20 protein-coding genes and 1 pseudogene are annotated in these 21,396 nt (G+C 57.4%); 15 read left to right on the top strand and 6 right to left on the bottom strand.

All coding sequences use genetic code 11. The annotated features are described in order from the left end of the window. Nucleotides 1-128 precede the first annotated feature (128 nt). The 5 genes from GYM54_RS03030 to GYM54_RS03050 all read left to right on the top strand — a co-directional run bounded on the left by GYM54_RS03030 (nucleotide 129) and on the right by GYM54_RS03050 (nucleotide 6,623). The gene (locus GYM54_RS03030; protein ID WP_197445026.1) at nucleotides 129-929 is read left to right on the top strand and encodes an SDR family NAD(P)-dependent oxidoreductase; all 801 of its coding nucleotides are present in this window, start codon (nucleotides 129-131) and stop codon (nucleotides 927-929) included. A 157-nt stretch (nucleotides 930-1,086) separates the two neighbouring features. Next, nucleotides 1,087-2,757: an NAD(P)/FAD-dependent oxidoreductase gene (locus tag GYM54_RS03035; protein WP_197445027.1), complete on the top strand. Its 1,671-nt coding sequence runs from the start codon at nucleotides 1,087-1,089 to the stop codon at nucleotides 2,755-2,757. Between the two features lie 103 nt (nucleotides 2,758-2,860). After that, nucleotides 2,861-4,309 (top strand): NADP-dependent succinate-semialdehyde dehydrogenase, encoded by a 1,449-nt coding sequence (gabD, locus tag GYM54_RS03040; RefSeq protein WP_197445028.1) that lies wholly within the window; start codon nucleotides 2,861-2,863, stop codon nucleotides 4,307-4,309. A gap of 130 nt (nucleotides 4,310-4,439) precedes the next feature. Next, nucleotides 4,440-5,771, top strand: coding sequence for a carbohydrate porin (locus tag GYM54_RS03045; protein WP_197445029.1), 1,332 nt, complete (start codon nucleotides 4,440-4,442; stop codon nucleotides 5,769-5,771). A gap of 69 nt (nucleotides 5,772-5,840) precedes the next feature. Beyond that, the gene (locus tag GYM54_RS03050; protein WP_197445030.1) at nucleotides 5,841-6,623 is read left to right on the top strand and encodes a (S)-acetoin forming diacetyl reductase; all 783 of its coding nucleotides are present in this window, start codon (nucleotides 5,841-5,843) and stop codon (nucleotides 6,621-6,623) included. A 404-nt stretch (nucleotides 6,624-7,027) separates the two neighbouring features. Here the strand turns inward: GYM54_RS03050 and GYM54_RS03055 are convergent. Then, nucleotides 7,028-8,109: pseudogene (locus GYM54_RS03055) on the bottom strand (transposase). A gap of 248 nt (nucleotides 8,110-8,357) precedes the next feature. Here GYM54_RS03055 and GYM54_RS03060 point away from each other — a divergent pair. Together GYM54_RS03060 and GYM54_RS03065 are read left to right on the top strand one after the other, a co-directional pair. Then, entirely contained in the window at nucleotides 8,358-8,918 is a 561-nt protein-coding gene (locus GYM54_RS03060) for an SLATT domain-containing protein (RefSeq protein ID WP_197445031.1), read from the top strand. Further along, complete coding sequence (locus GYM54_RS03065; protein ID WP_197445032.1) at nucleotides 8,915-10,453, top strand: nucleotidyltransferase; 1,539 nt, start codon at nucleotides 8,915-8,917, stop codon at nucleotides 10,451-10,453. Before GYM54_RS03060 ends, GYM54_RS03065 begins: the two co-directional genes overlap by 4 nt. Nucleotides 10,454-10,481: 28 nt before the next feature. On the opposite strand, the gene GYM54_RS03070 is transcribed toward GYM54_RS03065, so the two are convergent. Beyond that, entirely contained in the window at nucleotides 10,482-11,039 is a 558-nt protein-coding gene (locus GYM54_RS03070) for a hypothetical protein (RefSeq protein ID WP_197445033.1), read from the bottom strand. Between the two features lie 606 nt (nucleotides 11,040-11,645). After that, nucleotides 11,646-12,605: a LysR family transcriptional regulator gene (locus GYM54_RS03075; RefSeq protein ID WP_197445034.1), complete on the bottom strand. Its 960-nt coding sequence runs from the start codon at nucleotides 12,603-12,605 to the stop codon at nucleotides 11,646-11,648. Between the two features lie 140 nt (nucleotides 12,606-12,745). On the opposite strand from GYM54_RS03075, the gene GYM54_RS03080 reads away from it, so the two are divergent. Further along, nucleotides 12,746-13,804, top strand: a complete 1,059-nt coding sequence (locus tag GYM54_RS03080; RefSeq protein WP_197445195.1) for an SDR family oxidoreductase — start codon at nucleotides 12,746-12,748, stop codon at nucleotides 13,802-13,804. Between the two features lie 236 nt (nucleotides 13,805-14,040). Here the strand turns inward: GYM54_RS03080 and GYM54_RS03085 are convergent, their stop codons facing one another. Continuing rightward, complete coding sequence (locus GYM54_RS03085; RefSeq protein ID WP_197445035.1) at nucleotides 14,041-14,934, bottom strand: AraC family transcriptional regulator; 894 nt, start codon at nucleotides 14,932-14,934, stop codon at nucleotides 14,041-14,043. 138 nt (nucleotides 14,935-15,072) lie between these two features. Between GYM54_RS03085 and GYM54_RS03090 the strand changes: the two genes are divergently transcribed. From GYM54_RS03090 to GYM54_RS03100, 3 genes are read left to right on the top strand one after another with little or no spacing between them, the layout of a single operon-like run. After that, nucleotides 15,073-15,816: an SDR family NAD(P)-dependent oxidoreductase gene (locus tag GYM54_RS03090; RefSeq protein ID WP_197445036.1), complete on the top strand. Its 744-nt coding sequence runs from the start codon at nucleotides 15,073-15,075 to the stop codon at nucleotides 15,814-15,816. A gap of 17 nt (nucleotides 15,817-15,833) precedes the next feature. Next, nucleotides 15,834-16,235, top strand: coding sequence for a VOC family protein (locus tag GYM54_RS03095; protein WP_197445037.1), 402 nt, complete (start codon nucleotides 15,834-15,836; stop codon nucleotides 16,233-16,235). Continuing rightward, a complete protein-coding gene (locus tag GYM54_RS03100) occupies nucleotides 16,232-17,209 on the top strand; it encodes a trans-acting enoyl reductase family protein (protein WP_197445038.1) in 978 nt (325 codons plus the stop codon). Before GYM54_RS03095 ends, GYM54_RS03100 begins: the two co-directional genes overlap by 4 nt. On the opposite strand, the gene GYM54_RS03105 is transcribed toward GYM54_RS03100, so the two are convergent. Beyond that, nucleotides 17,196-17,843 carry a TetR/AcrR family transcriptional regulator gene (locus GYM54_RS03105; RefSeq protein WP_197445039.1) on the bottom strand — a complete coding sequence of 216 codons (648 nt, stop codon included), beginning with the start codon at nucleotides 17,841-17,843 and terminating at the stop codon, nucleotides 17,196-17,198. The two genes, GYM54_RS03100 and GYM54_RS03105, sit on opposite strands and share 14 nt — an antisense overlap. 161 nt (nucleotides 17,844-18,004) lie before the next feature. Between GYM54_RS03105 and GYM54_RS03110 the strand changes: the two genes are divergently transcribed. From GYM54_RS03110 to GYM54_RS03120, 3 genes are all read left to right on the top strand, one after another. After that, nucleotides 18,005-18,745, top strand: a complete 741-nt coding sequence (locus GYM54_RS03110) for an SDR family NAD(P)-dependent oxidoreductase (protein ID WP_197445040.1) — start codon at nucleotides 18,005-18,007, stop codon at nucleotides 18,743-18,745. A 157-nt stretch (nucleotides 18,746-18,902) separates the two neighbouring features. After that, nucleotides 18,903-19,313 carry a VOC family protein gene (locus tag GYM54_RS03115; protein WP_197445041.1) on the top strand — a complete coding sequence of 137 codons (411 nt, stop codon included), beginning with the start codon at nucleotides 18,903-18,905 and terminating at the stop codon, nucleotides 19,311-19,313. A 144-nt stretch (nucleotides 19,314-19,457) separates the two neighbouring features. Next, nucleotides 19,458-19,952 (top strand): nuclear transport factor 2 family protein, encoded by a 495-nt coding sequence (locus GYM54_RS03120; RefSeq protein ID WP_197445042.1) that lies wholly within the window; start codon nucleotides 19,458-19,460, stop codon nucleotides 19,950-19,952. Nucleotides 19,953-20,064: 112 nt separating this feature from the next. On the opposite strand, the gene GYM54_RS03125 is transcribed toward GYM54_RS03120, so the two are convergent. Next, nucleotides 20,065-20,376 (bottom strand): hypothetical protein, encoded by a 312-nt coding sequence (locus GYM54_RS03125; RefSeq protein WP_197445043.1) that lies wholly within the window; start codon nucleotides 20,374-20,376, stop codon nucleotides 20,065-20,067. A gap of 209 nt (nucleotides 20,377-20,585) precedes the next feature. Between GYM54_RS03125 and GYM54_RS03130 the strand changes: the two genes are divergently transcribed. Beyond that, nucleotides 20,586-20,945: a histone-like nucleoid-structuring protein, MvaT/MvaU family gene (locus GYM54_RS03130; protein WP_197445044.1), complete on the top strand. Its 360-nt coding sequence runs from the start codon at nucleotides 20,586-20,588 to the stop codon at nucleotides 20,943-20,945. Nucleotides 20,946-21,396 lie beyond the last annotated feature (451 nt).

Raw genomic sequence — 21,396 nt, forward strand, 5'->3', positions numbered from 1 at the left:
CGATGCTGGAAGCGCTCTGGAACGGCGCTTTGAGCTGACAGCTCTAAGATTGGCACCTGATTTGCTCCATCTGTCTCAGCGAACCGCCATGAGCGGTCGCATTCAACAACAATAATTAGAGGCATCTCATGAGCGAATCTACTGCTGTCGAGTTTTCCCTGGTCGGCAAGGTTGCCCTGGTAACAGGCGCTGGCCGCGGTATTGGCCAAGGCATCGCCTTGAGCCTGGCAAAAGCCGGCGCTGATCTGGTACTCGCCGACTATGACCTCGGCATCGCTGAAGAAGCTGCCGCCCTTGTGCGTGCAATTGGTCGCCGCGCCATCACCTTGCAAGTGGACGTAAGCCAACCCGACAGCGTTGGTGCAATGATCGAGCAGGTGCGCGAGCACTACGGTCGCCTGGATGTAGCCGTCAACAACGCGGGCGTAGTGAGTTTGGGTAAGGTCGACGAGCTGCCAGTCAGCGAGTGGGACCGCATCATGAACATCAACGCACGCGGCGTATTCCTCTGTTGCCAGGCTGAACTGCGGCTGATGCGTGAGCACAGGTTCGGTCGCATCATCAATCTGGCATCGATCGCCGGCAAGGTCGGTTTTCCAGACCTGTCTCACTACAGCGCATCCAAATTCGCTGTCATCGGTTTTTCCAACGCATTCGCCAAAGAAGTCGCCCGTGAAGGCATCACGGTCAACGCGCTGTGCCCCGGTGTCGTTGGTACTGGCATGTGGCGCGGTGACGAGGGCCTGTCCAGCCGTTGGGCTGAGCCGGGCGAAACCGAGGAGCAATCCTGGGAGCGGCATCAGGCGGCCCTGCTACCGCAAGGCGAAGCGCAAACCGTCGAGGACATGGGCCAATTGGCGGTCTACCTCGCCTGCGCGCCTCATGTCACAGGCCAGGCAATCGCGGTGGATGGTGGCTTCTCGCTGTAACTAAGAGCGGAGCGGGTCGGGCTGATCCGCTCACTTCACCTATCGAGTTCGACACGCCCCCGATCTTGTTTTTGGGGGAGACGGTACCGGCTTGCCTGAAGATTCTCTTAGCGAACGAGCGATGACTTCAGGCGCACCGATCAATCAGGAGAACACAATGACAACTACAGTTCTGGCAAAACGCTCCGTTGGCACCAACGTGACCAACTTTGACGCAATTATCATTGGTGCTGGTTTTGGTGGCATCTATATGCTGAAAAAACTGCGCGACGAGCTTGGTTTGAAGGTGCGCGCCTTCGACAAGGCAGCTGGCGTTGGGGGCACCTGGTTCTGGAATCGTTATCCAGGCGCCTTGTCCGATAGCGAAACCTTCGTGTACTGCTTCTCGTGGGATCGCGAGCTTTGCCAGGAGTGGGACATCACCACGCGCTACGTCGACCAGCCGCAGATCCTGTCCTACCTGAACCATGCGGTTGATCGCCACGACCTGCGTAAGGACATCCAACTGGAAACGGCGATCACCTCGGCCGTGTTCGACGAACAAACCAACCGCTGGTCCGTCACCACTGATGATGGTCATCGGTACAGCGCCAAGTACCTGGTCACCGCGCTTGGCCTGCTGTCGGCCACCAATGTGCCGAAGATCAAGGGCATGGAGCAGTTCAAGGGCAAGATGTACCACACCGCCAATTGGCCGGCCGATGCCGTTCTGGAGGGCAAGCGCGTCGGCGTCATAGGCACGGGCTCGACCGGTTGCCAGGTGATTACGGCCATTGCGCCTACCGTTGACCATCTCACCGTGTTCCAGCGCTCCGCGCAGTACACCGTCCCTGTCGGCAATGGTCCGGTTAGCCGCGAGTACGTCGACGACATCAAGCGTAACTATGATGCAATCTGGCAACAGGTACGCTCGTCTCGCCTGGCGTTCGGTTTCGAGGAAAGCGATATCCCAACGATGAGCGTGTCGCCGGAAGAGCGTAAACAAATCTTCCAGCGTGCCTGGGACGGCGGTGGCGGATTCCGCTTCATGTTCCAGACCTTCAACGACATTGCGATCGACGAGCAAGCCAATCGGGCCGCTCAGGATTTCATTCGCGAGAAAATCGGTGAAATCGTCAAGGATCCGGAAACGGCGCGCAAGTTGATGCCACGCGACCTCTATGCGAAACGTCCGCTGTGCGACAGCGGCTACTACGCCACTTTCAATCGGCCGAATGTGTCCCTGGTCGACGTAAAAGCCAACCCGATCGAGGAAATCACCGAAGCGGGCATTCGTACCGCCGATGGCGTGGAGCGCGAGCTGGACGTGCTGGTGTTCGCGACCGGTTTCGACGCGGTGGACGGCAACTACAAACGCATCGATATCCGCGGCCGGAATGACGTCAGCATCAAGGATCACTGGAACGAAGGGCCGTCCAGCTATCTGTCGGTGGCGACCGCCAACTTCCCCAACATGTTCATGATTCTCGGCCCGAACGGCCCGTTCACCAACCTGCCGCCCACCATCGAGACAGAGGTGGAGTGGGTATCCGACATGATCGGCTTCATGGAAGAAAAAGAGCTGGCCTGCATGGAGCCCGATACTGAATCTGAACGCCAGTGGGGCGTGACCTGCCGCGAGATCGCCGATCAGACGCTGTTTGCCAAGGCCGATTCCTGGATATTCGGAGCCAACATACCCGGTAAGACCAACTCTGTTTACTTCTATATGGGCGGTTTGGGCCCGTTCAGAGACATTCTCGCGTCGGTCCAGAACGAAGGCTATCGAGGTTTCAAGTTCACGAGCCTGAGCCCGTCCGGTAGCTACGCCCAAAAAGCCCAGCATTGACCGGAACATCAACGCGAAGAAAGCGCACTCGTTGCCGCCTCGCGAGGGCGAGTGCGTTCGTACGGCGCCCGTGAGGCGCCGCGTATCCGACGGAGAACATGCAGTGAACCTGAAAAAAAACGAACTGTTTCGTCAGCATGCCTATATCGACGGCGAGTGGATCGGTGCCGACAGTGCCGCCACCATCACTGTCGGCAACCCATCGACCGGCGCAGTCATCGGCCATGTTCCGCGCATGGGTGGGGCGGAAACCCGTCGCGCCATTGAGGCGGCAGACCGTGCTTTGCCTGCCTGGCGAGCCCTCTCGGCGAAAGAGCGGGCCATTACATTACGCCGCTGGTACGAGCTGATCATCGAAAACCAGGAAGACTTGGCTCACATCATGACCCTCGAACAGGGCAAGCCCCTTGCCGAAGCGCGTGGCGAGATCGTTTTCGCGGCTTCCTATATCGAGTGGTATGCGGAGGAGGGCAAGCGCATCTACGGCGATGTGATCCCGGGCTCTGCCGACAAGCGCTTGCTGGTACTCAAGCAGCCCGTAGGGGTGTGCGCCGCTATCACGCCCTGGAACTTCCCGAGCGCGATGATTACCCGCAAGGCAGGCCCGGCGTTAGCCGCGGGTTGCACCATGGTGATCAAGCCGGCTTCGCAAACGCCCTTTTCGGCGCTGGCCTTGGTGGAGCTTGCCGAGCAAGCCGGCATCCCGAAAGGTGTGCTGTCGGTCGTGACCGGCTCGGCCGCCGAGATTGCCGAAGAGCTGACCAGCAACCCGGTGGTCCGCAAGATCTCTTTCACCGGCTCCACCGAAATTGGCCGCACGATCATGGAGAAGTGCGCCCATGACATCAAAAAGATATCCCTCGAGCTCGGTGGCAATGCGCCGTTCATCGTCTTCGAGGATGCCGACCTGGACGCCGCCGTAGAGGGCGCCCTTGCCTCTAAATTCCGCAACGCCGGCCAGACCTGCGTATGCGCGAATCGCCTGTATGTTCACGACAAGGTCTATGAGGCGTTCGTCGACAAGCTGGCCGCTGCTGTAGGTAGGTTGAAAATCGGGGATGGCTTGACCGAGGGCACCACCATCGGCCCGCTGATCGATGAAAAAGCGGTCGCCAAGGTTCGCGAGCATATCGAGGACGCCATCGGGAAAGGGGCCAAGGTGCTTCAGGGCGGTGCGGCGCATCAACAGGGAGGCAACTTTTTCCAGCCGACGATCCTGGTCGACGTGCCGGATAACGCTCGCGTATCGAAAGAGGAAACCTTCGGCCCCCTGGCTCCGGTGTTCCGCTTCTTCGATGACGCCGAAGTCATCCGCAAGGCCAACGATACCGAGTTCGGGCTAGCCGCCTACTTCTATGCGAGCGATCTGGGGCGCGTGTTCCGGATCGGCGAGGCGCTGGAGTACGGCATCGTCGGCGTGAATACCGGAATCATCAGCTCCGAGGCGGCGCCCTTTGGCGGCATCAAGGCCTCCGGCGTCGGGCGCGAAGGATCCAAGTACGGGATCGAGGATTACCTCGAAATCAAATATCTCTGCCTGGCGGGAATCTAGCTGACCTGACTGGGCATTGAGGTCAGGCCACGCTCGTCTTGCATTGATCACTATTCCCCAAGCTGCAACGGCCCTGCCTTGCGGATTGGATAACGCTGTGTCGTAACCATAACAACAAGGACCAATCGACATGAATAACCTCTGGCGCCTGTCCGTAGGGCTAAGCCTCTTTGCATGCATCGCTTTTCCCGCTACTGCTGCCGGCGAGTCGTCCCGATGGGGCTTAGGGGACTGGGGCGGCACTCGCACTGAACTGCTCAAAAAGGGTGTGAACTTCACCATCGGCTACGTCGGTGAGGGTGCTGCCAATCTCGATGGCGGCTACAACGATGACCGCACCGCCCGATACACTTCGCAGTGGGCGTTGGGCGCCAATCTGGACCTGCAGAAGCTGCTTGGCTGGAGCGCCGCCGAGTTCCAGTTGTTGGTCACCGAGAGAAGCGGCAAAAACCTGTCTAACGAACGCATCGGCGATCCCCGTACCGGGCAGCTCAGCTCCGTACAGGAGGTATGGGGGCGCGGGCAAACCTGGCGCCTGACACAAATGTGGTATCGCCAACGGTTTTTCGATGAGGCGCTGGATCTCAAGATTGGGCGCATGGGCGTCAACGAGGACTTCAACAGCTTCCCTTGCGACTTCCAGAGCCTGGCGTTCTGCGCCGCTCCCATCGGCAACGTAGCGGGGGATGTCTGGTACAGCGGTCCCGTCAGCCAGTGGGCGCTACGTGCCAAATACAACCTGGATGACCACTGGGCGGTGCAGATCGGAGTGTTCGAGCAGAATCCTTCGAATCTGGAAGTCGGTAACGGCTTCAAGCTCAGCGGTAGTGGCACCCAGGGAGCATTGGTCCCGATAGAGGTGATCTGGAAGCCAACCGTGGGTACCCATGCGCTACCAGGCGAATACCGACTTGGCTATTACCACAGCAGCGCCAGTGCCAACGACATTTACGAGGACGTCGATGGCCGCCCGCAAGGAGTGACCGGTATGACCGCAAAAAGCCGTAGCAGCAAAAGTGGTTGGTGGGTCATGGGCCGGCAGCAGCTAACGTCGCGCAACGGCGATGCGTCCCGTGGCTTGAGCGTTTTCGCCAGCTTCACCTTCCATGACCAAGAAACCAGCAGTATCGACAGTTTTCAGAACCTCGGGCTGGTCTACAACGGACCGTTCGATGCTCGCCCCAACGACGATATCGGTCTGGGGATCGCTCGCATCCATATCAACGACGACGTCAGCAAGCGTCAGCGCCAGATCAATGCTGCCAATGCCATTACCGACTATGACAACCCGCAGTACGTTCCGGTGCAGCACAGCGAATACAACATTGAACTCAACTACGGTGTGCATGTTACCGACTGGCTGACCGTTCGCCCGAACTTGCAATACGTCCGCCACCCGGGCGGTGTTTATGAAGTCGATAACGCACTCGTCGCTGGCGTGAAGCTGCAAGCGAACTTCTGAGCCCGCGAGATCCTGTGCGCAGCTGTACCCGCTGTTTGATTTCCCATAACAATTTAGAAGGAAACGGAAATGACCAAGTCCCAAGGAAAAGTTGCATTTGTTACTGGCGCCGGCCAAGGCATTGGTGAAGCCATTGCATTGCGATTGGCAACCGATGGCTTTGCGGTGGCATGCGCCGATATGAATATTGAGACGGCCAGCCAGGTTGTCGAGAGAATCAAATCGAACGGCGGCACTGCCCTGGCGATCAAGGTCGATGTGGCAGATCGCGATGATGTGTTCAAAGCCGTCCAGCAAGCAGTCGATGGGCTGGGCGATCTGCACGTGGTCATCAACAATGCAGGTATCGCGCCGATTGCCCCGATTGAAACCATCACCCCGGACATCTACCGGAAGACCTTCGACATCAACGTCGGTGGGGTTTTGTGGGGCATCCAGGCTGCTGTAAAAGCGTTCAAAGCACTGGGCCACGGCGGGAAAATCATCAGCGCTTCATCGCAGGCAGGGCATGTCGGCAATCCGGACTTGGCGGTCTATGGCGGCACTAAATTCGCCGTGCGGGGCATTACCCAAACGGCCGCTCGAGAGCTGGCACACCTGGGCATCACGGTGAACGCATACTGTCCCGGTATCGTCAATACACCGATGATGCGCAAAGTTGCCCAGGAAGTGGCAGACAACGCCAACCAGAGCGTCGAGTGGGGCATGGAACAATTCGCCCAACATATCACCCTGAAACGTCTATCTCAGCCTGAGGATGTTGCGGCCTGCGTATCATTCCTTTCCGGACCGGACTCGGACTATATGACCGGGCAGGCGGTCATCATTGACGGAGGGATGGTGTTTAACTGAGTGGCGTTGAGCAGGCAGCTGCGTCTGCCAAGAACGCCTGTCGCTGAATAGTACGTGGTGCGTTTACCGGTCATTCTCTGAACCCGAGATGGCCGGTTTTTTTTGGGTTGGGTTTGCTGGCTGTTTCCGGCACCACGTTCCGAGGGCTGTGCATATAAGGCCTCACGTTCCGCCAGTATGAAAACTGGAATATCGATGCAGAAGAATACTGCCGACGCTGACATCTGAAGTGCCGCTGTCGGCCGATTCTGTTGAAAAAGTAGGTTTAGCGGCAGCAAGGCGGTCGGATGTACCTGCTGTCGAAGTGGCTGCAAGCCACTTCAAGTTACCTTTCGGCGTTTCACTGAGCGTCCTTGCTCAGGTTTGAGGGTTAATTCGAGGGTTTCTGCTCGCCACAGGCGTACCTATCCCGTGAGCGGTGGCCCTTGAGGCAAAAGCTTGGCCATGCGGCGCAGGTTCTGCACCATCGCAGCCATGGTGAATTCGTCAGTGGCGCCTGTCAGGCCACGCAGTCGTAAACGGTCGAGTTTCATGATCCGTTTAAGGTGGGCGAAAAGCATCTCCACCTTCTTCCGTTCGCAACGTGAGACGAGGTATTCCGGTGTCTTGGCGATGCGTCGAGGCACATCGCGGGCAGCCTCATGGATGCTGCGAACGATCTTACGATTCGGTGTGTTGGGGCAGCATTTCGCTTTCAACGGACAGGTGACGCAGTCGGTTTGGCTGGAGCGGTAGATGATGGTGTTGGCCTTGGTTACCCGCGATCTTTTCTGGGTGTCGCTTCCACATCCATAATCACACCGTGCTCAGTGTCGATCAGGTAATTTGTGGAGTAGGCAAAGAAGGCCGGGCCGCCTGGTGCTGCTGTCCAACGGGACTGAGGATCGGTGAGCGAAATCTTCTTGGGAAGAGCCTCAGCCAACGCATCTTCATCAAGTGCTTCGAGGTACTCGCGCACGGCGCGGCTGCTGAGCTTGGGATCGCTCCAATCGACTTCATCTCCCACCACCCCACGTTGCCGGCTGGCATCCGCCTTGATGATGCTGGCGTCGACGGCGAAACCTTCGCCCTTGACTAGGCCGGCTGCCATGCAGCGCCGCAGCACTTCATTGAACAACCAGCGGAACAGATCGCTGTCACGGAAACGGCCATGGCGATTCTTCGAGAAGGTCGAGTGATTAGGTACTTCGTCTTCCAGACCCAGCCGGCAGAACCAGCGATAGGCCAGGTTCAGGTGCACCTCTTCGCACAATCGCCGCTCGGAACGAATGCCATAGCAGTAGCCGACGACCAGCATGCGCACCATCAATTCCGGGTCAATCGAGGGACGCCCGATGGGGCTATAGAAATCCGCCAGATAGGCGCGCAGATCACTGAGATCCAAGCACTGGTCGATGCTGCGCAGGAGATGTTGGGCCGGGACGTGATCTTCGAGATTGAACGAGTAGAACAGGCGCTGCTGTCCTCCCGGTAACTGTCCCATCATGCTGTTCGCCTCCACGCCCGCTGACAAAGCAATTTTGCCAACGGCACGGGGAGGTCGCTACTTTTTCAACAGAATCGGCCAGAAGCGGACTGTCGGCTTTGAAGAGTAACCAGCGCCCCGTTAACCTTCGGTGGCGGACGGTCACCGCGATTAGGTGTAGTCAGCGTTGATAAATATCGCTGAAGCGCGACTACGATGCAGGGTAGTGGCACACTGACGACCCGATATGGCATTCAGGCAGGACAGGTATGAGTGACTTTTTGCATATGGAAGGGCAGATTCGCGAATGCTTAGGCCGGGTCGTATACACCCACAAAACGCATGAAAAAATGGCGGATCGGTGTGCAGCTCGCCTGCAGCACCTGAAGATTTCGCAGATAGTAATCTCAGCACTGACGGCCTCAGGGGCTTTGATCGCAGCGATTTTAGGCCCCGACTGGGCGAAAATTGCCACCGCTGTCCTTTCTCTACTTGCTTTACTGCTGTCTGGGTACATGAAAGGATTTGATCCCGGCGGAACTGCACAAAAGCATCGTGATGCGGCTGCCCGTATCTGGCCTATCCGAGAGTCCTACCTATCCTTACTCACTGATTTGAAGGCCGGAGCGATCAACTACCACAAAGCGGCGGAGCGTCGAGATGAGCTGCAGGAACAGCTTGCTATTATCTATAAGGGCGCGCCGCAGACGGATGCAAAGGCCTATGCGAAGGCTCAGAAAGCACTTAAGTTCAACGAGGAGTTCACGTTCTCTGACGAAGAAATCGACTGCTTCCTGCCGGCATCGCTGCGTAGTGAGAAAAGCTCATGAAGCAGGTCACCTACTCTGCCGATCGGTTCATTAATCAGCTTGCCTTCACACTCGACATTCCTGACGAACGCTACGCGTCTGCCGATCGAAGCTATCGTTCCATTTGCGATTGGCTGGAACGGCCAGAATCCCGTTTTGCGCAAGTGTATATAAACGCTTATACCCAAGGATCTTTTCGACTTGGCACGGTGATTCGCCCCTTGAATGGCGAGGAGCATTACGATCTGGATGTTGTCTGCGAGTTTGGTGCCAGCAAAACATCGAGCACTCAGAAGCAACTTTTCGACGACTTGGGCCATGAGCTCAAATTGTACGCAGCACGGTATTCGATGGGAGCTCCATCTGGTTGGGATCGTTGCTGGACGTTGAACTACGCCGATGCTGCCCAGTTTCATATGGATCTTCTGCCATCTATTCCGGACGGCCAGCGGCAACGCACGCTACGGGAGGCACGAAAGTTGTCTCTTGAGTATGTGGACAAGTCCATTTCAATTACTGATAGAAATCACCCTCGATATCAGCAGTACACCGACGACTGGCCATCTAGTAATCCCAACGGATACGCCGATTGGTTCATGGCTCGGATGGAGGTCGCATTCAATGAACGACGCCGTGCCATGGCGCTCAACGAAGCGAAAGCCGACGTCGCGGACATTCCCGCATTCCGGGTCAAAACCCCTTTGCAGTCGGCAATCCAGATTCTGAAGCGGCATCGCGACTTGTGCTTTTCCGAGCAGCCCGATGGTCGACCTTCATCAATCGTCATATCGACGCTTGCCGCTCATGCATATCAGCAAGAGGCCACGGTCACCGGGGCGCTCTTCAGTATTCTCGCTTCGATGGACCGGTACATTGAAGTTAGAGGGCAAACATATTGGATCGCCAATCCTTCTGACCCTCGGGAGAATTTTGCTGACGCGTGGGAAGCAGAGCCGGAGCGAAAGCTGGCATTTGATGACTGGCTCGATACAGCGCGCAAGGACTTTGAGCGGGCCGGAGAAACTGAGGATCTGGCTCAAATGATCGATTTGCTTTCTCCCCGACTCGGTCGCGAGTTGTTGGAGAAGGCTGCAACTCGGCATAGCCCTGGCGCTGTCGCTAAGTCAGTTGCTACACGTCGACTTCATGGAGTGATGCAGCGTGTGTTTGATGCCCCGCACCGTAAACCAGTGGCCTGGCCGACGGTGCCTCAAGGGAGCGTGAGCCTCTCCGGCGCGATGAGCAGGGCTGGTTTCCGACCGACTGCTGTAGCTAGCAATGGGGCCGCAGTACCGATCGGGAGTTCGCTACGCTTCGAGGCAAAAACCAATCTTGTTTGGCCATATAAGGTTTTCTGGCAGGTTGTGAATACCGGACCTGCAGCCCTCAGGGCGAATGATTTAAGAGGTGGCTTCTTAGAGGGGACAGTCTCAGCCGGCAACTTAGTCAGAAACGAACGGGCATCTTATAAAGGCTCGCACACGATTGAGTGTTTTATCGTCAAAGATGGGTATTGCGCAGCTCGAAGTGGCCCCTTTATCGTAAATATTGGCTAAGTCTGTTGATGTAGTTAATGTCGGTTACCTACGCAGCTCGTATGTGGGCGGCCAGCGCAGAGGCTAGCTCAACGTAAGATATTGCATCACTTTCGCTTAAATTCAGCTCTTCGGCATGCGCCGCTTTGTTGCGGAGCTGCTTAAGTTTATTGAAAGTTTCTAATTGTTTTGTGTCGATAACCTTGCACTGAAGTAAGTAATCTCCAAGTTTTGGATAATTTCTGAAGGTATCACTCGGAGGCTGATTCCAAAATGAGCTCGCGACTGCCGTTGCGGCGGTCTCTACCTCTAGCCAGGCTTCCATGATTGCAGCTCGTGTTGAGAAGTTGACGAGCTGCAATAGTCTGTTTTGAGGCTGAGCTTGAGATGTTGTTGGGTTTCCTACATCTAGTATTGATGTGCCCGCCTCTGCTTTTAATTCGGCTACTGCTTCAGAGAACTCAATTTCTAGTTCCTTGTACTTGAGCTTCCGAAGTAGGGGAATTAGCTCTGTGATCGGTTTTTTAAGCATTAGCACAAGAAATATTGCTACGGCAGGCCAAGCTAGTGACTTGATTGTTACTGATGTGAAAGTAAGGACGTCCATGTTTGATTTTTATTCCTTCTAACTCAACCTTTGGCTAAGGAGCGGCCGCTTGCGGACGTCCCAAGTTAGCGAAGCGGTTTATGTCCAATTCCAAGTAAGCGACACAGCGGGGCCGCCACTTATGTCTGATAACGTTCCTTGTCCATGGATAACTCTTTCAGCAGCATACAGGGCGCGGTGGAGACGCGACATAAGGCGGGAAGAAAAAGCGACATGGTCTGCACAGAGATTACGAAGTCGGTAGCAGCGTGTCCATGGTCTGTTTTAGCCGGCTACTGGTGCTCGTGACGAGGAATTAACGGCAGCTTTTGGCCCGTTAGCTGCCTGTCATCACTGTCAGCTATCCGGTCAGAAGCCCTATGACTGCCGATGCACTACAGAATTGCTACTGATGCCGCTGTCCCACACCTGCAATGTGGTCATGTCAGGAGCCGGCTATGCGTTCTTGGGGTCAGATGAAAGACCATCGTGGGGCGAAGCGGTCACTCCGTGCCTGTTGAGACCTGGCAAGCCCACCGTCGGCAACAGCTCGGCGCCGTTGTCTCTGCACGACGCATCGCCCACCAGAAGAGCGCGGCTTGGCCAGGCTACAGATCAGGGAGTAGGTCAGCGAACCTTCTCGCTCCGGTCGATTGGCAGTCTTTCCCGCCAGCGGTCCCATGGAGGAATGGGCGTCACCGTCTCGGACAGATAATCGATAAAAACCTGTACCTTGAGCGTGCTGAGCTGACGTTCGCGGGTCAATACATAAAGTTCGCGGCGGCCGGGCATGACCTCGCAGCGCCATGGCTGGAGCAGTTCCACCAGAGCGCCCTTGGCCAAGTCCTCGGCGACCAGCCATGTGGGAAACATGATTATGCCCTGGCCTAGGAGCGCCGCCCTTAACAAGCTTCCAGCGTCGTTACTGGCGAGACTGCCTTCTAACTCATAAGCGGCCTCCGCCACCATGCCGCCCCGCTGAAAATACCAGCGCTGGCGGCCAAGTTCGCCCTGATAGATAAGGCAGTCGTGCTCCAGGAGCGCCTCGGGGGTCTCCGGTGTCCCTCGCCTTGCCAGGTAGCCGGGCGATGCAGCGACGACATAGTTCATCGGCGCAAGCCGCCGTGCGACCAGCGACGAGTCTGATAAGTTACCGACCCGGAAGGTAACGTCATGACCTTCGCGCACCGGATCGACAACGCGATCGTTCAAAAACAGCTCTGCCTTGATGCCCGGATAGCGGCGCTGAAAGTCGTAAAGCAATGGCACGATTTGATGCTGACCGAAGGCGGCCGGGGCATTGATGCGCAACACACCGCTGGGCTCGGCCTGCGGTTGACTCAATGCTTCGGTGGCCATATCGAGACGTTCAAGAATGTCGCGCACCTCTTCGTAATACCGTCGGCCTGCCTCTGTCAAAGTGACTGCACGAGTGTGCCGGTAGAGCAACGGCTGACCGACGGATTCCTCCAGTCCTCTAATCTGACGCGAGATTGACGACACCGCGCGATGGAAGTGATGCGCAGCGGCGGTAAAGCTGCCGGTGGCAGCGACGCGCTCGAACACGAGCAAGGCGTTAAGGTCCATTGTTTGGGTCTCGTTATGTTGCGTGAAACGCAATAAAGATTTGCGATTTTTTCGATTGTAGCAACGAGCCCTCTCCACCAGACTTCATTCATCGATCTGGCGTGAAGCTGGATTTACACATATCAACAAAGGGTTTGATCATGCGTAAAGGTACAGCGCTCGTCGTTGGCGCCACCGGTATTACCGGTGGCAATCTGGCTACTTATCTGGTGGCCAGTGGGTGGTCTGTTTATGGTCTGTCTCGCCGGGCCACTGAGCAGAGCGGGGTCATTCCTGTTGCTGTCGACCTGCTGGACAAGCAGGCCGCCGAGCAGGCGTTAGCGGGCCTGCCAATCACCCATGTCTTCTATTGCACCTGGGTTCGGCGCGAAAACGAAAAAGCTAACGTCGAGGCCAACAGCGCAATGATGCGCAACCTGTTCGAGGCGCTCGATAGCGCTAACCTGGAGCACGCCTCGCTAGTGACAGGCACTAAGCAATATCTGGGATCGTTCGAAGCCTACGGTAGCGGGCGTACCGAGACTCCATTCCGGGAGTCCGAGCCACGTGTACCGGGCGATAACTTCTACTACGCACAGGAAGACGTGCTGTTCGATGCCGCCAAGCGTTACAACTTTGCTTGGAACGTGCACCGCCCGCATACGGTGATTGGATACGCCCGAGGCAATGTCATGAACATGGGCACGACGCTGGCAGTTTATGCGTCGATCTGTAAAGCGACCGGTCAGCCGTTCGTGTTCCCAGGTTCACAGACGCAGTGGAATGCGCTGACTGACATGACCGATGCCCTGGTTCTGGCGCGACAGCTCGAGTGGGCGGCGACCACGCCGGGCGCAGCGAATCAGGCCTTCAACACGGTCAATGGGGACGTCTTCCGCTGGCGTCGCATGTGGCGCGAGATCGGCGAATATTTCGGTCTTGAGGTGGCAGACTGCCCCGAGACGCCGCAGCCGCTGGAGCATGAGATGACGGACGCAGGATCGGTGTGGCGTGAGATTGCCCAGCGGCACGACTTGGCTGAGCCGGACATCGAAAAGCTGGTTTCTTGGTGGCACACCGACGCCGATCTGGGCCGCGAGCAGGAATGCGTTAACGACACCACCAAGTCGCGCGATTTTGGTTTCGACCACTTCCGCGAGACGCGCGGCGCCTTTTTCGACCTGTTCGATCGCCTACGAGCCGAAAGGATCATCCCCTGAGATGGGAAGGGTGCGGAACGAGCTCGAGCAGTATTGGGCGATCTGCTAGGTCGGTTAGCCGATCCTGCGGATCGCCAGGGCTGCTCGCATTCAAAAGCCTTACTGGCATGGAAAGAACCCTTCGTTCGCCTTGAGTCGAAAGTAGGCCGTTCCCGACGACCGCTTCCTCACCGATTGCAGCCCTTCGCTAGTAGCTTGCAAGCCAAACCTTGTAGGGATTCAGCTTCTCCCCGGCGTTAGCGTCTGAATTCCTTCATTCCCCCAAGTATTCTTCGTGTGTCGCTGGCAGGGGGAAGACCAAATACCCTCGCGTAATCCCGACTAAATTGTGTGGGACTTTCATAGCCCACTTCGAAAGCCGCAGCCGTAACGCTTTTGCCGCTGGCCACCATGAGCATCCGCGCTTGGAGCAGACGCACGCGCTTTTGATATTGCAACGGGCTTAAGGTTGTCACCGCTTTGAAGTGGCGGTGAAAGGCCGAGACGCTCATCGCCGCCTTCTGCGCCAGACTGTCAACCCTGATGGGCTCGGCAAAATCTCGACGGATCCACTGGATGGCCTGATTCACTCGGGCCATGGCGGTATCCGGCGCTGCGATTTCTCGCAACATCCAGCCGTGCGGGCCTTGCAACACGCGAAACAGAATCTCGCGTTCGTACGCAGGCGCCAGGGCCGCGATGGCGTCGGGATTGCCCATCAGTCGCAACAGCCGCACCCAGGCATCCATCAGCTCGGGCGTGACGGCGGCCACCGAGAAACCAGGGTCACCTTCATGACGCCCGACAGGTTTGGGCAAGTCCGTAAGCAGCGCCGATAACACGGTGGGATCGAGCGTCAGGCTTACCGCCAAGTAGGGTTCGCCTGATGCGGCAGGGTGCACCGTGCCCACCGCGGGCAACTCGATGGACATGACGAAATAGGTCGCCGGGTCATACCGCAGCGTGCTGTCGCCCACGGTCATCGTTTTGCTGCCTTGCAGGATCAGGTTGATCATCGGGTCATAGACCGCCGCCAGCATATGCTCAGGAATCTTGCCCTGAACCATGGCGACGCGCGGAATGCCCGTCTCTGTGCGGCGGTTTTCGGCCTTGGCGGCTAGAGTGCGGAGTTCGTTCAGTTGGTCGTTCATGCTGGCCATGCTGAATGGCGGAACAGGAGCAGTGCAAGCAAAAAGCAGAAACAGGCAGGTTTCGAGTAGGAACGGCTGCGTTCGCGATGAGGACGCCCCTTAGTGTGGAGGCTCATTCAACCAGTCATGGAGCACGTCATGGGCGTTATCGTCATTACCGGAGGCAGTCGAGGGATTGGTGCCAGTGCAGCGGAACATGCGGCCCGCCACGGCATGAGCGTCATCCTCACCTACAACCAGCATCCGGACGCCGCGGATGAGGTGGTGCGACGCATCGAGCAAGCGGGCGGCAAGGCCGTTGCGCTCAAGCTCGACGTGGCGAATGTCGGGAGTTTCGAGGCGTTCCGGGAGGCGGTCCTCGCTGCGCTCCATGACACTTGGGGTACAACCACCCTCGCAGGTTTGGTGAATAACGCCGGTTACGGCCTGTTCAATCCGTTGGCATCTGTCAGCGAGGCGCAATTTGATGGTCTATTTAATGTTCATCTCAAAGGGCCTTTCTTTCTGACGCAGACCTTGCTGCCGCTACTGGAAGAAAACGCCAGCATCGTCAACCTGACCAGTGCCACCACCCGCGTGGCCACGGCTGGGGTGGCGCCTTATGCGGCGTTCAAGGGGGGGCTGGAGGTGCTTACACGCTATATGGCCAAGGAGTTCGGTGATCGGCGTATCCGTGCCAATGCTGTTTCCCCTGGGGCGATTCGAACCGAGTTGGGCGGCGGGCTCAATGACGAGTTCGAGGCGATGCTGGCTGCGCAAACGGCGCTGGGCAGAGTCGGTGAGCCAGAGGATGTGGCTCGGGTCATCGTCATGTTGCTGATGGAAGAGGGCGCTTGGATCAACGCCCAGAGCATTGAAGTCGCGGGCGGCTACATCATCTGAGCAATAGAGGACCTGTCATGCTGGATCATATTTTTCTGTCTGTGAGCGACATAGAGCGCTCCATCCGTTTCTACGAAGCGGCCTTGATGCCGCTCGATATCACCGCGCGCCTGGACTACGACGGCAAGGACGGCCCACCTGGGCATCCGGACCTGAAAGGCTTCGGCGCCAACGGCCGTATGTTTTTCTGGTTGCGCCAGGGTGTAGTCGAAGGCCGAGCGGTGCATGTCGGTTTTGTAGCAAACAGCAAAGCCCAAGTCGAAGCTGCCTATGCGGCCGCATTGGCCCAGGGCGCGGTCGATAATGGCGCACCGAGCGCACGCCTGCATTACGACCCAAATTACTATGCCGCTAACGTCCTGGATCCAGACGGCTACAGCCTGGAGTTCGTCTACAAGAACTGGCAGCACGTCCAATGAAGACATTAATGATTTATGGCGCAACCGGCTACATGGGGCGCATGGCGGCCGAGTATGCCGTAGCGCAGGGACTGAAGATTGTCATTGCCGGGCGCAATCACGACAAGCTGCGCGTTCTGGCTGCACAACTGGACGTTCCTTACCGCGTATTCACGCCCGATGCCCGAACAGCCGAATCCCTCGAAGGCGTTGGCGTACTGGTGAACTTCGCCGGGCCCTTCGCGCAAACGGCCGATGCCTTGATGCGGGGCTGTATCGAGGCTGGCGTCGACTATCTGGATATCACGGCCGAGATCAATGTGTACCGGTTGGCTGAGCGATTGGGCGCTGAGGCGGCCGAGTCGGGCGTCATGCTGCTGCCTGGCGTTGGCTGGGACGTGGTGCCGACAGACTGCCTCGCAGTGCATATTGCTCGCCGTGTGCAGGATCCGCATTCACTCTGCATCGCACTTCAGGTCGCGGGTTCTATGTCGCGTGGATCGGCCCGCAGTGTAAGCGAAATCATTGGTGCGGGACTTCTGGCTCGGATTGACGGGGAGCTTGTGGCAACACCCGATGCGCAACCGCGGCACTTCGATTTTGGCGACGGCCTGGAACTGTGTGCACCGCTGTCGTTCGGTGACTTGGTCACTGGCTGGCACTCCACCGGCATTCCCAACATATCCATGTTCGTGCATTTCTCTGGCGATCCCTTTCCAGATGGAGATCTTTCACAGGTCCCCGAGGGTCCGGACGCGCAACAACGTGAAGCTCATCGCGCCCGAGCAGTGGCCGAGGTGACCGGCGCTGACGGCACTGTCGCGCGTTCAGTGATCGAAACCGTCAATGGCTACACCTACACGCCGCTTGCGGCAGTAGAGGCGGCACGCCGGGTAATGAGTGGTGAACGACGGCCGGGTTTCGAGACGCCAGCAAAGCTGCTGGGCGTCGGATTCGCCAAGAGCATCGCCGGTACGGCTATCACTGATCGCTGATTCTGCCGGGGTAGCGGCCATGCTCGGTGGCTCCGGAATCCGCAGCGCTGTCGCTTGCCTCGAATTCACGGGCAAGCAGCCTGCCGGCAATCCGCGCCACCTCCACCAGGCGTTCACTGGACATGCCACTGCATGCCGCCGCAGACAGCCCTCGCAGGGTGATCAGCATGTAGTCAGCCAGGGTCTGTGCGGCGTCCGGGCGTACCTGATCCAGGTAACAGCGGATCGCCTGGATTCCGGCGTCGCCGAATTTCTCGGCCATGTTTCGGGCGATCGGATCGTCCGCGCGTAAGCCTTCGGTGATCAGGCAGCCGCGCAAAGCGCTATCTCGTCCGTACTGCTGCGCAGCGGCAACCAGCAGTGAGGTTAGCGCTTCGGCGGGGGGTCGATCCGGTGCCAGCAATTTGTCCATCGGGAGCGCGTTTTCATCGGCGTAGCGATGCATCGCACGCTCGAAAAGCTCGGCCTTGCTGCCATAGGCGGCGTAAAAGCTAGGCGGCTTGATGTTCATGGCCTCGGTCAGGTCGGCCAGGCTGACCGCGTCGAAACCACGCTGATGAAACAGTGCCTGTGCAATGGCTATCCCTTGCTCTCGGTCGAAGGCGGGGCGGCGCTGCCTGGGTTTTTCGTTCATGGCTATCTCTCGAAGGTCGACACGACAACTGTAGCGATCACTACATACAAGATCCATTATGGCTTGCTGGGTCGCTTGCATTTAGTGATCGCTAAATATATTGCGAGCAGCCATGGATATATGTAGTGTTCGCTACATATTCGCTCATTGAGGTATTTTCCATGCAATTCAAAAACAAGGTTGTGCTGGTTACTGGCGGTTCTTCGGGCCTCGGCTTCGCGATCGCCGAAGCGTTCGCCAGCCAAGGCGCTGACGTGATCATCACCGGTCGCCGCCAGCCTCAGCTCGACGAAGCTGTGAGTCGCCTCGGTGAGAATGTTTCTGCCGTGCGGACCGACATTGCCAACCCTGCCGACCTTGCCGAGCTGTTCACGCACATAAGCGCGGTCCATGGCCGCATCGATGTATTGATCGCCAACGCCGGGATGGGTCAGATCGAACCTCTGGGATCGATTACGGAAGCAGTTTTCGATCGGGTCTTCACGACCAACGTCAAGGGCACGACCTTCACCGTGCAGGGCGCGTTGCCGTTGATGGGCCCGGGCAGCAGTGTCGTTATCATCGGCTCGACCGCCTCGATCAACCCCGGCCTCGGTCTGAGCGTCTACGGAGCCACCAAGGCCGCATTACGCGCAATGGTGAGGAGCTGGATTCTCGACATCAAGGGCTCTGGCGTCCGCATCAACCTGCTCAGCCCCGGGCCGGTGGATACCCAGTCCCTGCACGGCATGCTTGCCGACAACGCGCAGCAGGTGATCGCCGCCCTTAGCGAAAAGAGCACGCTCGGCCGTATCGGTCAGGCGCACGAAATCGGCCAGGCCGCGCTCTTCCTGGCGAGCGGTGCGTCGAGCTATGTCAACGGCGCCGAGCTGTTCGCCGACGGCGGCGCCTCCCAGGTCTGATCGGCTAGGAGTAGCCGCTTTGCCCCTTGATGATCTCTATAAACCTAGGAAAACCTAACCTGCTCCTAATACGGCCGCGCCGTGCTGTCGGCGATGCTCGCCTTAGGTAGCGAATTTACGAATCTGCCGAACAATCGGCGCCTTAAGGAGTTACCTGATGAGCGAGTTTGCTGGGTCGGCAATCGATCATATGGGCATCGGTGTTTTGAACATTTCGTATGCACGTGATTTCTACGAACAGGCGCTCAAGCCGCTGGGGATCACGTTGATGATGAGCATCGAGACCGACCCTCCGCAATCGACGCTACGGCGACTAGGGTTCGGTTCCGCAGGAAAGCCATTCCTCTGGCTGCAACACGCTCTTGTCCCCAGCCACGGGGCCCATATCGCGTTGATCGCGCAGGCTCATGAGGAGGTCGATGCGTTCCATGCGGCTGCCATGGCCGCTGGCGGAAAGGACAACGGAGCGCCGGGGATCAGGCCCCGGTACCACCCCAATTATTACGCGGCCTATGTACTGGGCCCTGACGGAGTGAATCTGGAGGCTGTTTGCCAGCTGACGACTTGAGCGCCAGGGCCCACATTGGGTGTTTAACGGGCGTCGTTCTTAGCCAGCGATGCGACCAGCCATATCAACGCGTCGAGGTATCCGCCGAGGGGGGCTTCGCAGAATTGAATCCTGTTTACCGACATTATCCTTGGAGCGATCAATATGACTGACAGCACCAACCAATGGGATCTCGTGGCACGCCTGGATGCCGAAAGCGCGATCCATCGCCTCCACGCCATCTATATCCATCGTCTCGACAACGGTGACTTTGAGGGCGTGGCAGAGGTTCTCAAACATGCCGTTATTCATGTGCTAGGCAACGAGGCATCGACTGTCGAAGGACTGCTGGCGTTTTTCAACGCGGGTCTGCAGGTTTATGGGGATGGCACTCCGCGTACGTGGCACTCCATTACCAACCAGCTCATTGACGTGGACCCGTCCGGTGAAAGGGCGAGTTCGGCAAGTTACTACACGGTTCATCAGCAGGTCGATGACTTCCCGTTACAGCCTATCTGCACCGGCAAGTACCTCGATCAGTTTGAGCGGAGTGATGGGGAATGGCGCTTCACCCGGCGGGAGGTCACGCTGCGTTTTGCAGGGGTCCTTCAACACCACGTCAAAGGGGCTCAGAGGGATGCGGTAGCGCAGACCGCCTGATATAGCCCCCAACGACCGATGAATACGCAAGATGTCTAGGCTAGCTACCGGCACAATAAGGGCGTAGGTCTTGCCTATGCCAGGAGGCTGGCAGAATTGGGCTTTTCAGTACTCAGGTCGAACTACCGCTGTCATTGAAAAAATTATTCCGAGTAACGAGTCCGAAATCTCTGAGATCCTGGTCCTCATCGCTGAACATAAAGTTCACCATGCGCTCTCGTCTGAGGCCGGAAATCGTTCTGAAAAAGCAGGGCTCGCAAAGGTGGACCTCATAGCGCTCGCCATCGTGGGTCGAGCCATAACCCCAACTGGCGCTAAGAGTGCCGAATTGCAATCCATACCCTTCAATACGGGTGCTGTCGCCACAAACGTCGCATAGAACATCGCTGACCGATTCAGTCTGCTCCATAGCTGTGATCTTCATTGGCAACCTCCGTCTTAGTCTACGTACACCATCGCTTATCCGAAACACACTACTCCAGCGAGCCCTTGCTCGGTGGGGAAATAGTACCGCGAACACGGCCTTTCTTTACTTTGGAAGCAGCAGAACGCAGCAGCGATTTCACACAGTGGGGCAAAGCGTTAGAGTAACTCCACAACGAACTATTGCCCGTTCCGTACAAAAGGTTACCAATGTCCAAACTTGCAGAATACAAAGCGTTAGAGGCCAAGCTCGCAGAACAACTTCAGCAGCTTGATGCTCTGAGAAATGACAAAGAACTCGAGCGCGAAATCGAGTTCGAGGAAAAGCTCCGTAATCTGATGGCCGACTATGGTGTGGGCTTACGCGACATCATTTCTCTACTGGACCCGCAAGCAGGTCGCCCGAATGCCGCTCCGGCTGCTCGCGGGCCGCGGAGGCAGCGCCAAGTCAAAATATACAAACATCCCGAAACCAGCGAGATTGTGGAGACGAAGGGCGGTAACCATAACGTTCTGAAGGCTTGGAAAGAGAAGCACGGTGCTAAGGTTGTCGAGGGTTGGCTCCAGTAACCCCTGTGGTCTATCCCGGGTAGAGTGGACTGACCAAACCAGACAAGGCTTCTCGAATCCTGAAGAGAACCGGGACTTTGCTGGCCAGATCAGCGTGGGCGGCCTCATAAGTATAATGGGGATAGGATTCCATTCAGGGCGGCGGCGAATATCTTCGGCCAGCTCCTTCAACGAAGGTAGCATGTAGTCTTAGACTAAGAGGGAAGGTTCTTCATGATGCGATTGAGCTCATCGACTCTTTGCCATTGCTTGCCTGAGTGACTCTGAAGCCTACGTCCTTAAGTACCTGGTCCAGAATCTCGATAATCAATTGCTCATCATCGACCATCAAGACGGGGATCATCGGTGGAGACTAATCGACCATTAGCGATTCAGGGTGAATGTATCGCTTGATGTTAGTGAACCGCCCAAACGCTATGCACGCGTTGAGATTGATCGCTACAGCTTTCTT

The sequence above is a fragment of the Pseudomonas sp. MTM4 genome (assembly GCF_019355055.1).
In the GTDB taxonomy this organism is placed as follows: Bacteria; Pseudomonadota; Gammaproteobacteria; order Pseudomonadales; family Pseudomonadaceae; genus Stutzerimonas.

What these genes read in the sequence shown, in the direction of transcription:
- GYM54_RS03030 (WP_197445026.1), top strand. Translation starts at nt 129, where the DNA reads ATGAGCGAATCTACTGCTGTCGAGTTTTCCCTGGTCGGCAAGGTTGCC.
- GYM54_RS03035 (WP_197445027.1), top strand. Translation starts at nt 1,087, where the DNA reads ATGACAACTACAGTTCTGGCAAAACGCTCCGTTGGCACCAACGTGACC.
- GYM54_RS03045 (WP_197445029.1), top strand. Translation starts at nt 4,440, where the DNA reads ATGAATAACCTCTGGCGCCTGTCCGTAGGGCTAAGCCTCTTTGCATGC.
- GYM54_RS03050 (WP_197445030.1), top strand. Translation starts at nt 5,841, where the DNA reads ATGACCAAGTCCCAAGGAAAAGTTGCATTTGTTACTGGCGCCGGCCAA.
- GYM54_RS03060 (WP_197445031.1), top strand. Translation starts at nt 8,358, where the DNA reads ATGAGTGACTTTTTGCATATGGAAGGGCAGATTCGCGAATGCTTAGGC.
- GYM54_RS03065 (WP_197445032.1), top strand. Translation starts at nt 8,915, where the DNA reads ATGAAGCAGGTCACCTACTCTGCCGATCGGTTCATTAATCAGCTTGCC.
- GYM54_RS03070 (WP_197445033.1), bottom strand. Translation starts at nt 11,039, where the DNA reads ATGGACGTCCTTACTTTCACATCAGTAACAATCAAGTCACTAGCTTGG.
- GYM54_RS03075 (WP_197445034.1), bottom strand. Translation starts at nt 12,605, where the DNA reads ATGGACCTTAACGCCTTGCTCGTGTTCGAGCGCGTCGCTGCCACCGGC.
- GYM54_RS03080 (WP_197445195.1), top strand. Translation starts at nt 12,746, where the DNA reads ATGCGTAAAGGTACAGCGCTCGTCGTTGGCGCCACCGGTATTACCGGT.
- GYM54_RS03085 (WP_197445035.1), bottom strand. Translation starts at nt 14,934, where the DNA reads ATGAACGACCAACTGAACGAACTCCGCACTCTAGCCGCCAAGGCCGAA.
- GYM54_RS03090 (WP_197445036.1), top strand. Translation starts at nt 15,073, where the DNA reads ATGGGCGTTATCGTCATTACCGGAGGCAGTCGAGGGATTGGTGCCAGT.
- GYM54_RS03095 (WP_197445037.1), top strand. Translation starts at nt 15,834, where the DNA reads ATGCTGGATCATATTTTTCTGTCTGTGAGCGACATAGAGCGCTCCATC.
- GYM54_RS03100 (WP_197445038.1), top strand. Translation starts at nt 16,232, where the DNA reads ATGAAGACATTAATGATTTATGGCGCAACCGGCTACATGGGGCGCATG.
- GYM54_RS03105 (WP_197445039.1), bottom strand. Translation starts at nt 17,843, where the DNA reads ATGAACGAAAAACCCAGGCAGCGCCGCCCCGCCTTCGACCGAGAGCAA.
- GYM54_RS03110 (WP_197445040.1), top strand. Translation starts at nt 18,005, where the DNA reads ATGCAATTCAAAAACAAGGTTGTGCTGGTTACTGGCGGTTCTTCGGGC.
- GYM54_RS03115 (WP_197445041.1), top strand. Translation starts at nt 18,903, where the DNA reads ATGAGCGAGTTTGCTGGGTCGGCAATCGATCATATGGGCATCGGTGTT.
- GYM54_RS03120 (WP_197445042.1), top strand. Translation starts at nt 19,458, where the DNA reads ATGACTGACAGCACCAACCAATGGGATCTCGTGGCACGCCTGGATGCC.
- GYM54_RS03125 (WP_197445043.1), bottom strand. Translation starts at nt 20,376, where the DNA reads ATGAAGATCACAGCTATGGAGCAGACTGAATCGGTCAGCGATGTTCTA.
- GYM54_RS03130 (WP_197445044.1), top strand. Translation starts at nt 20,586, where the DNA reads ATGTCCAAACTTGCAGAATACAAAGCGTTAGAGGCCAAGCTCGCAGAA.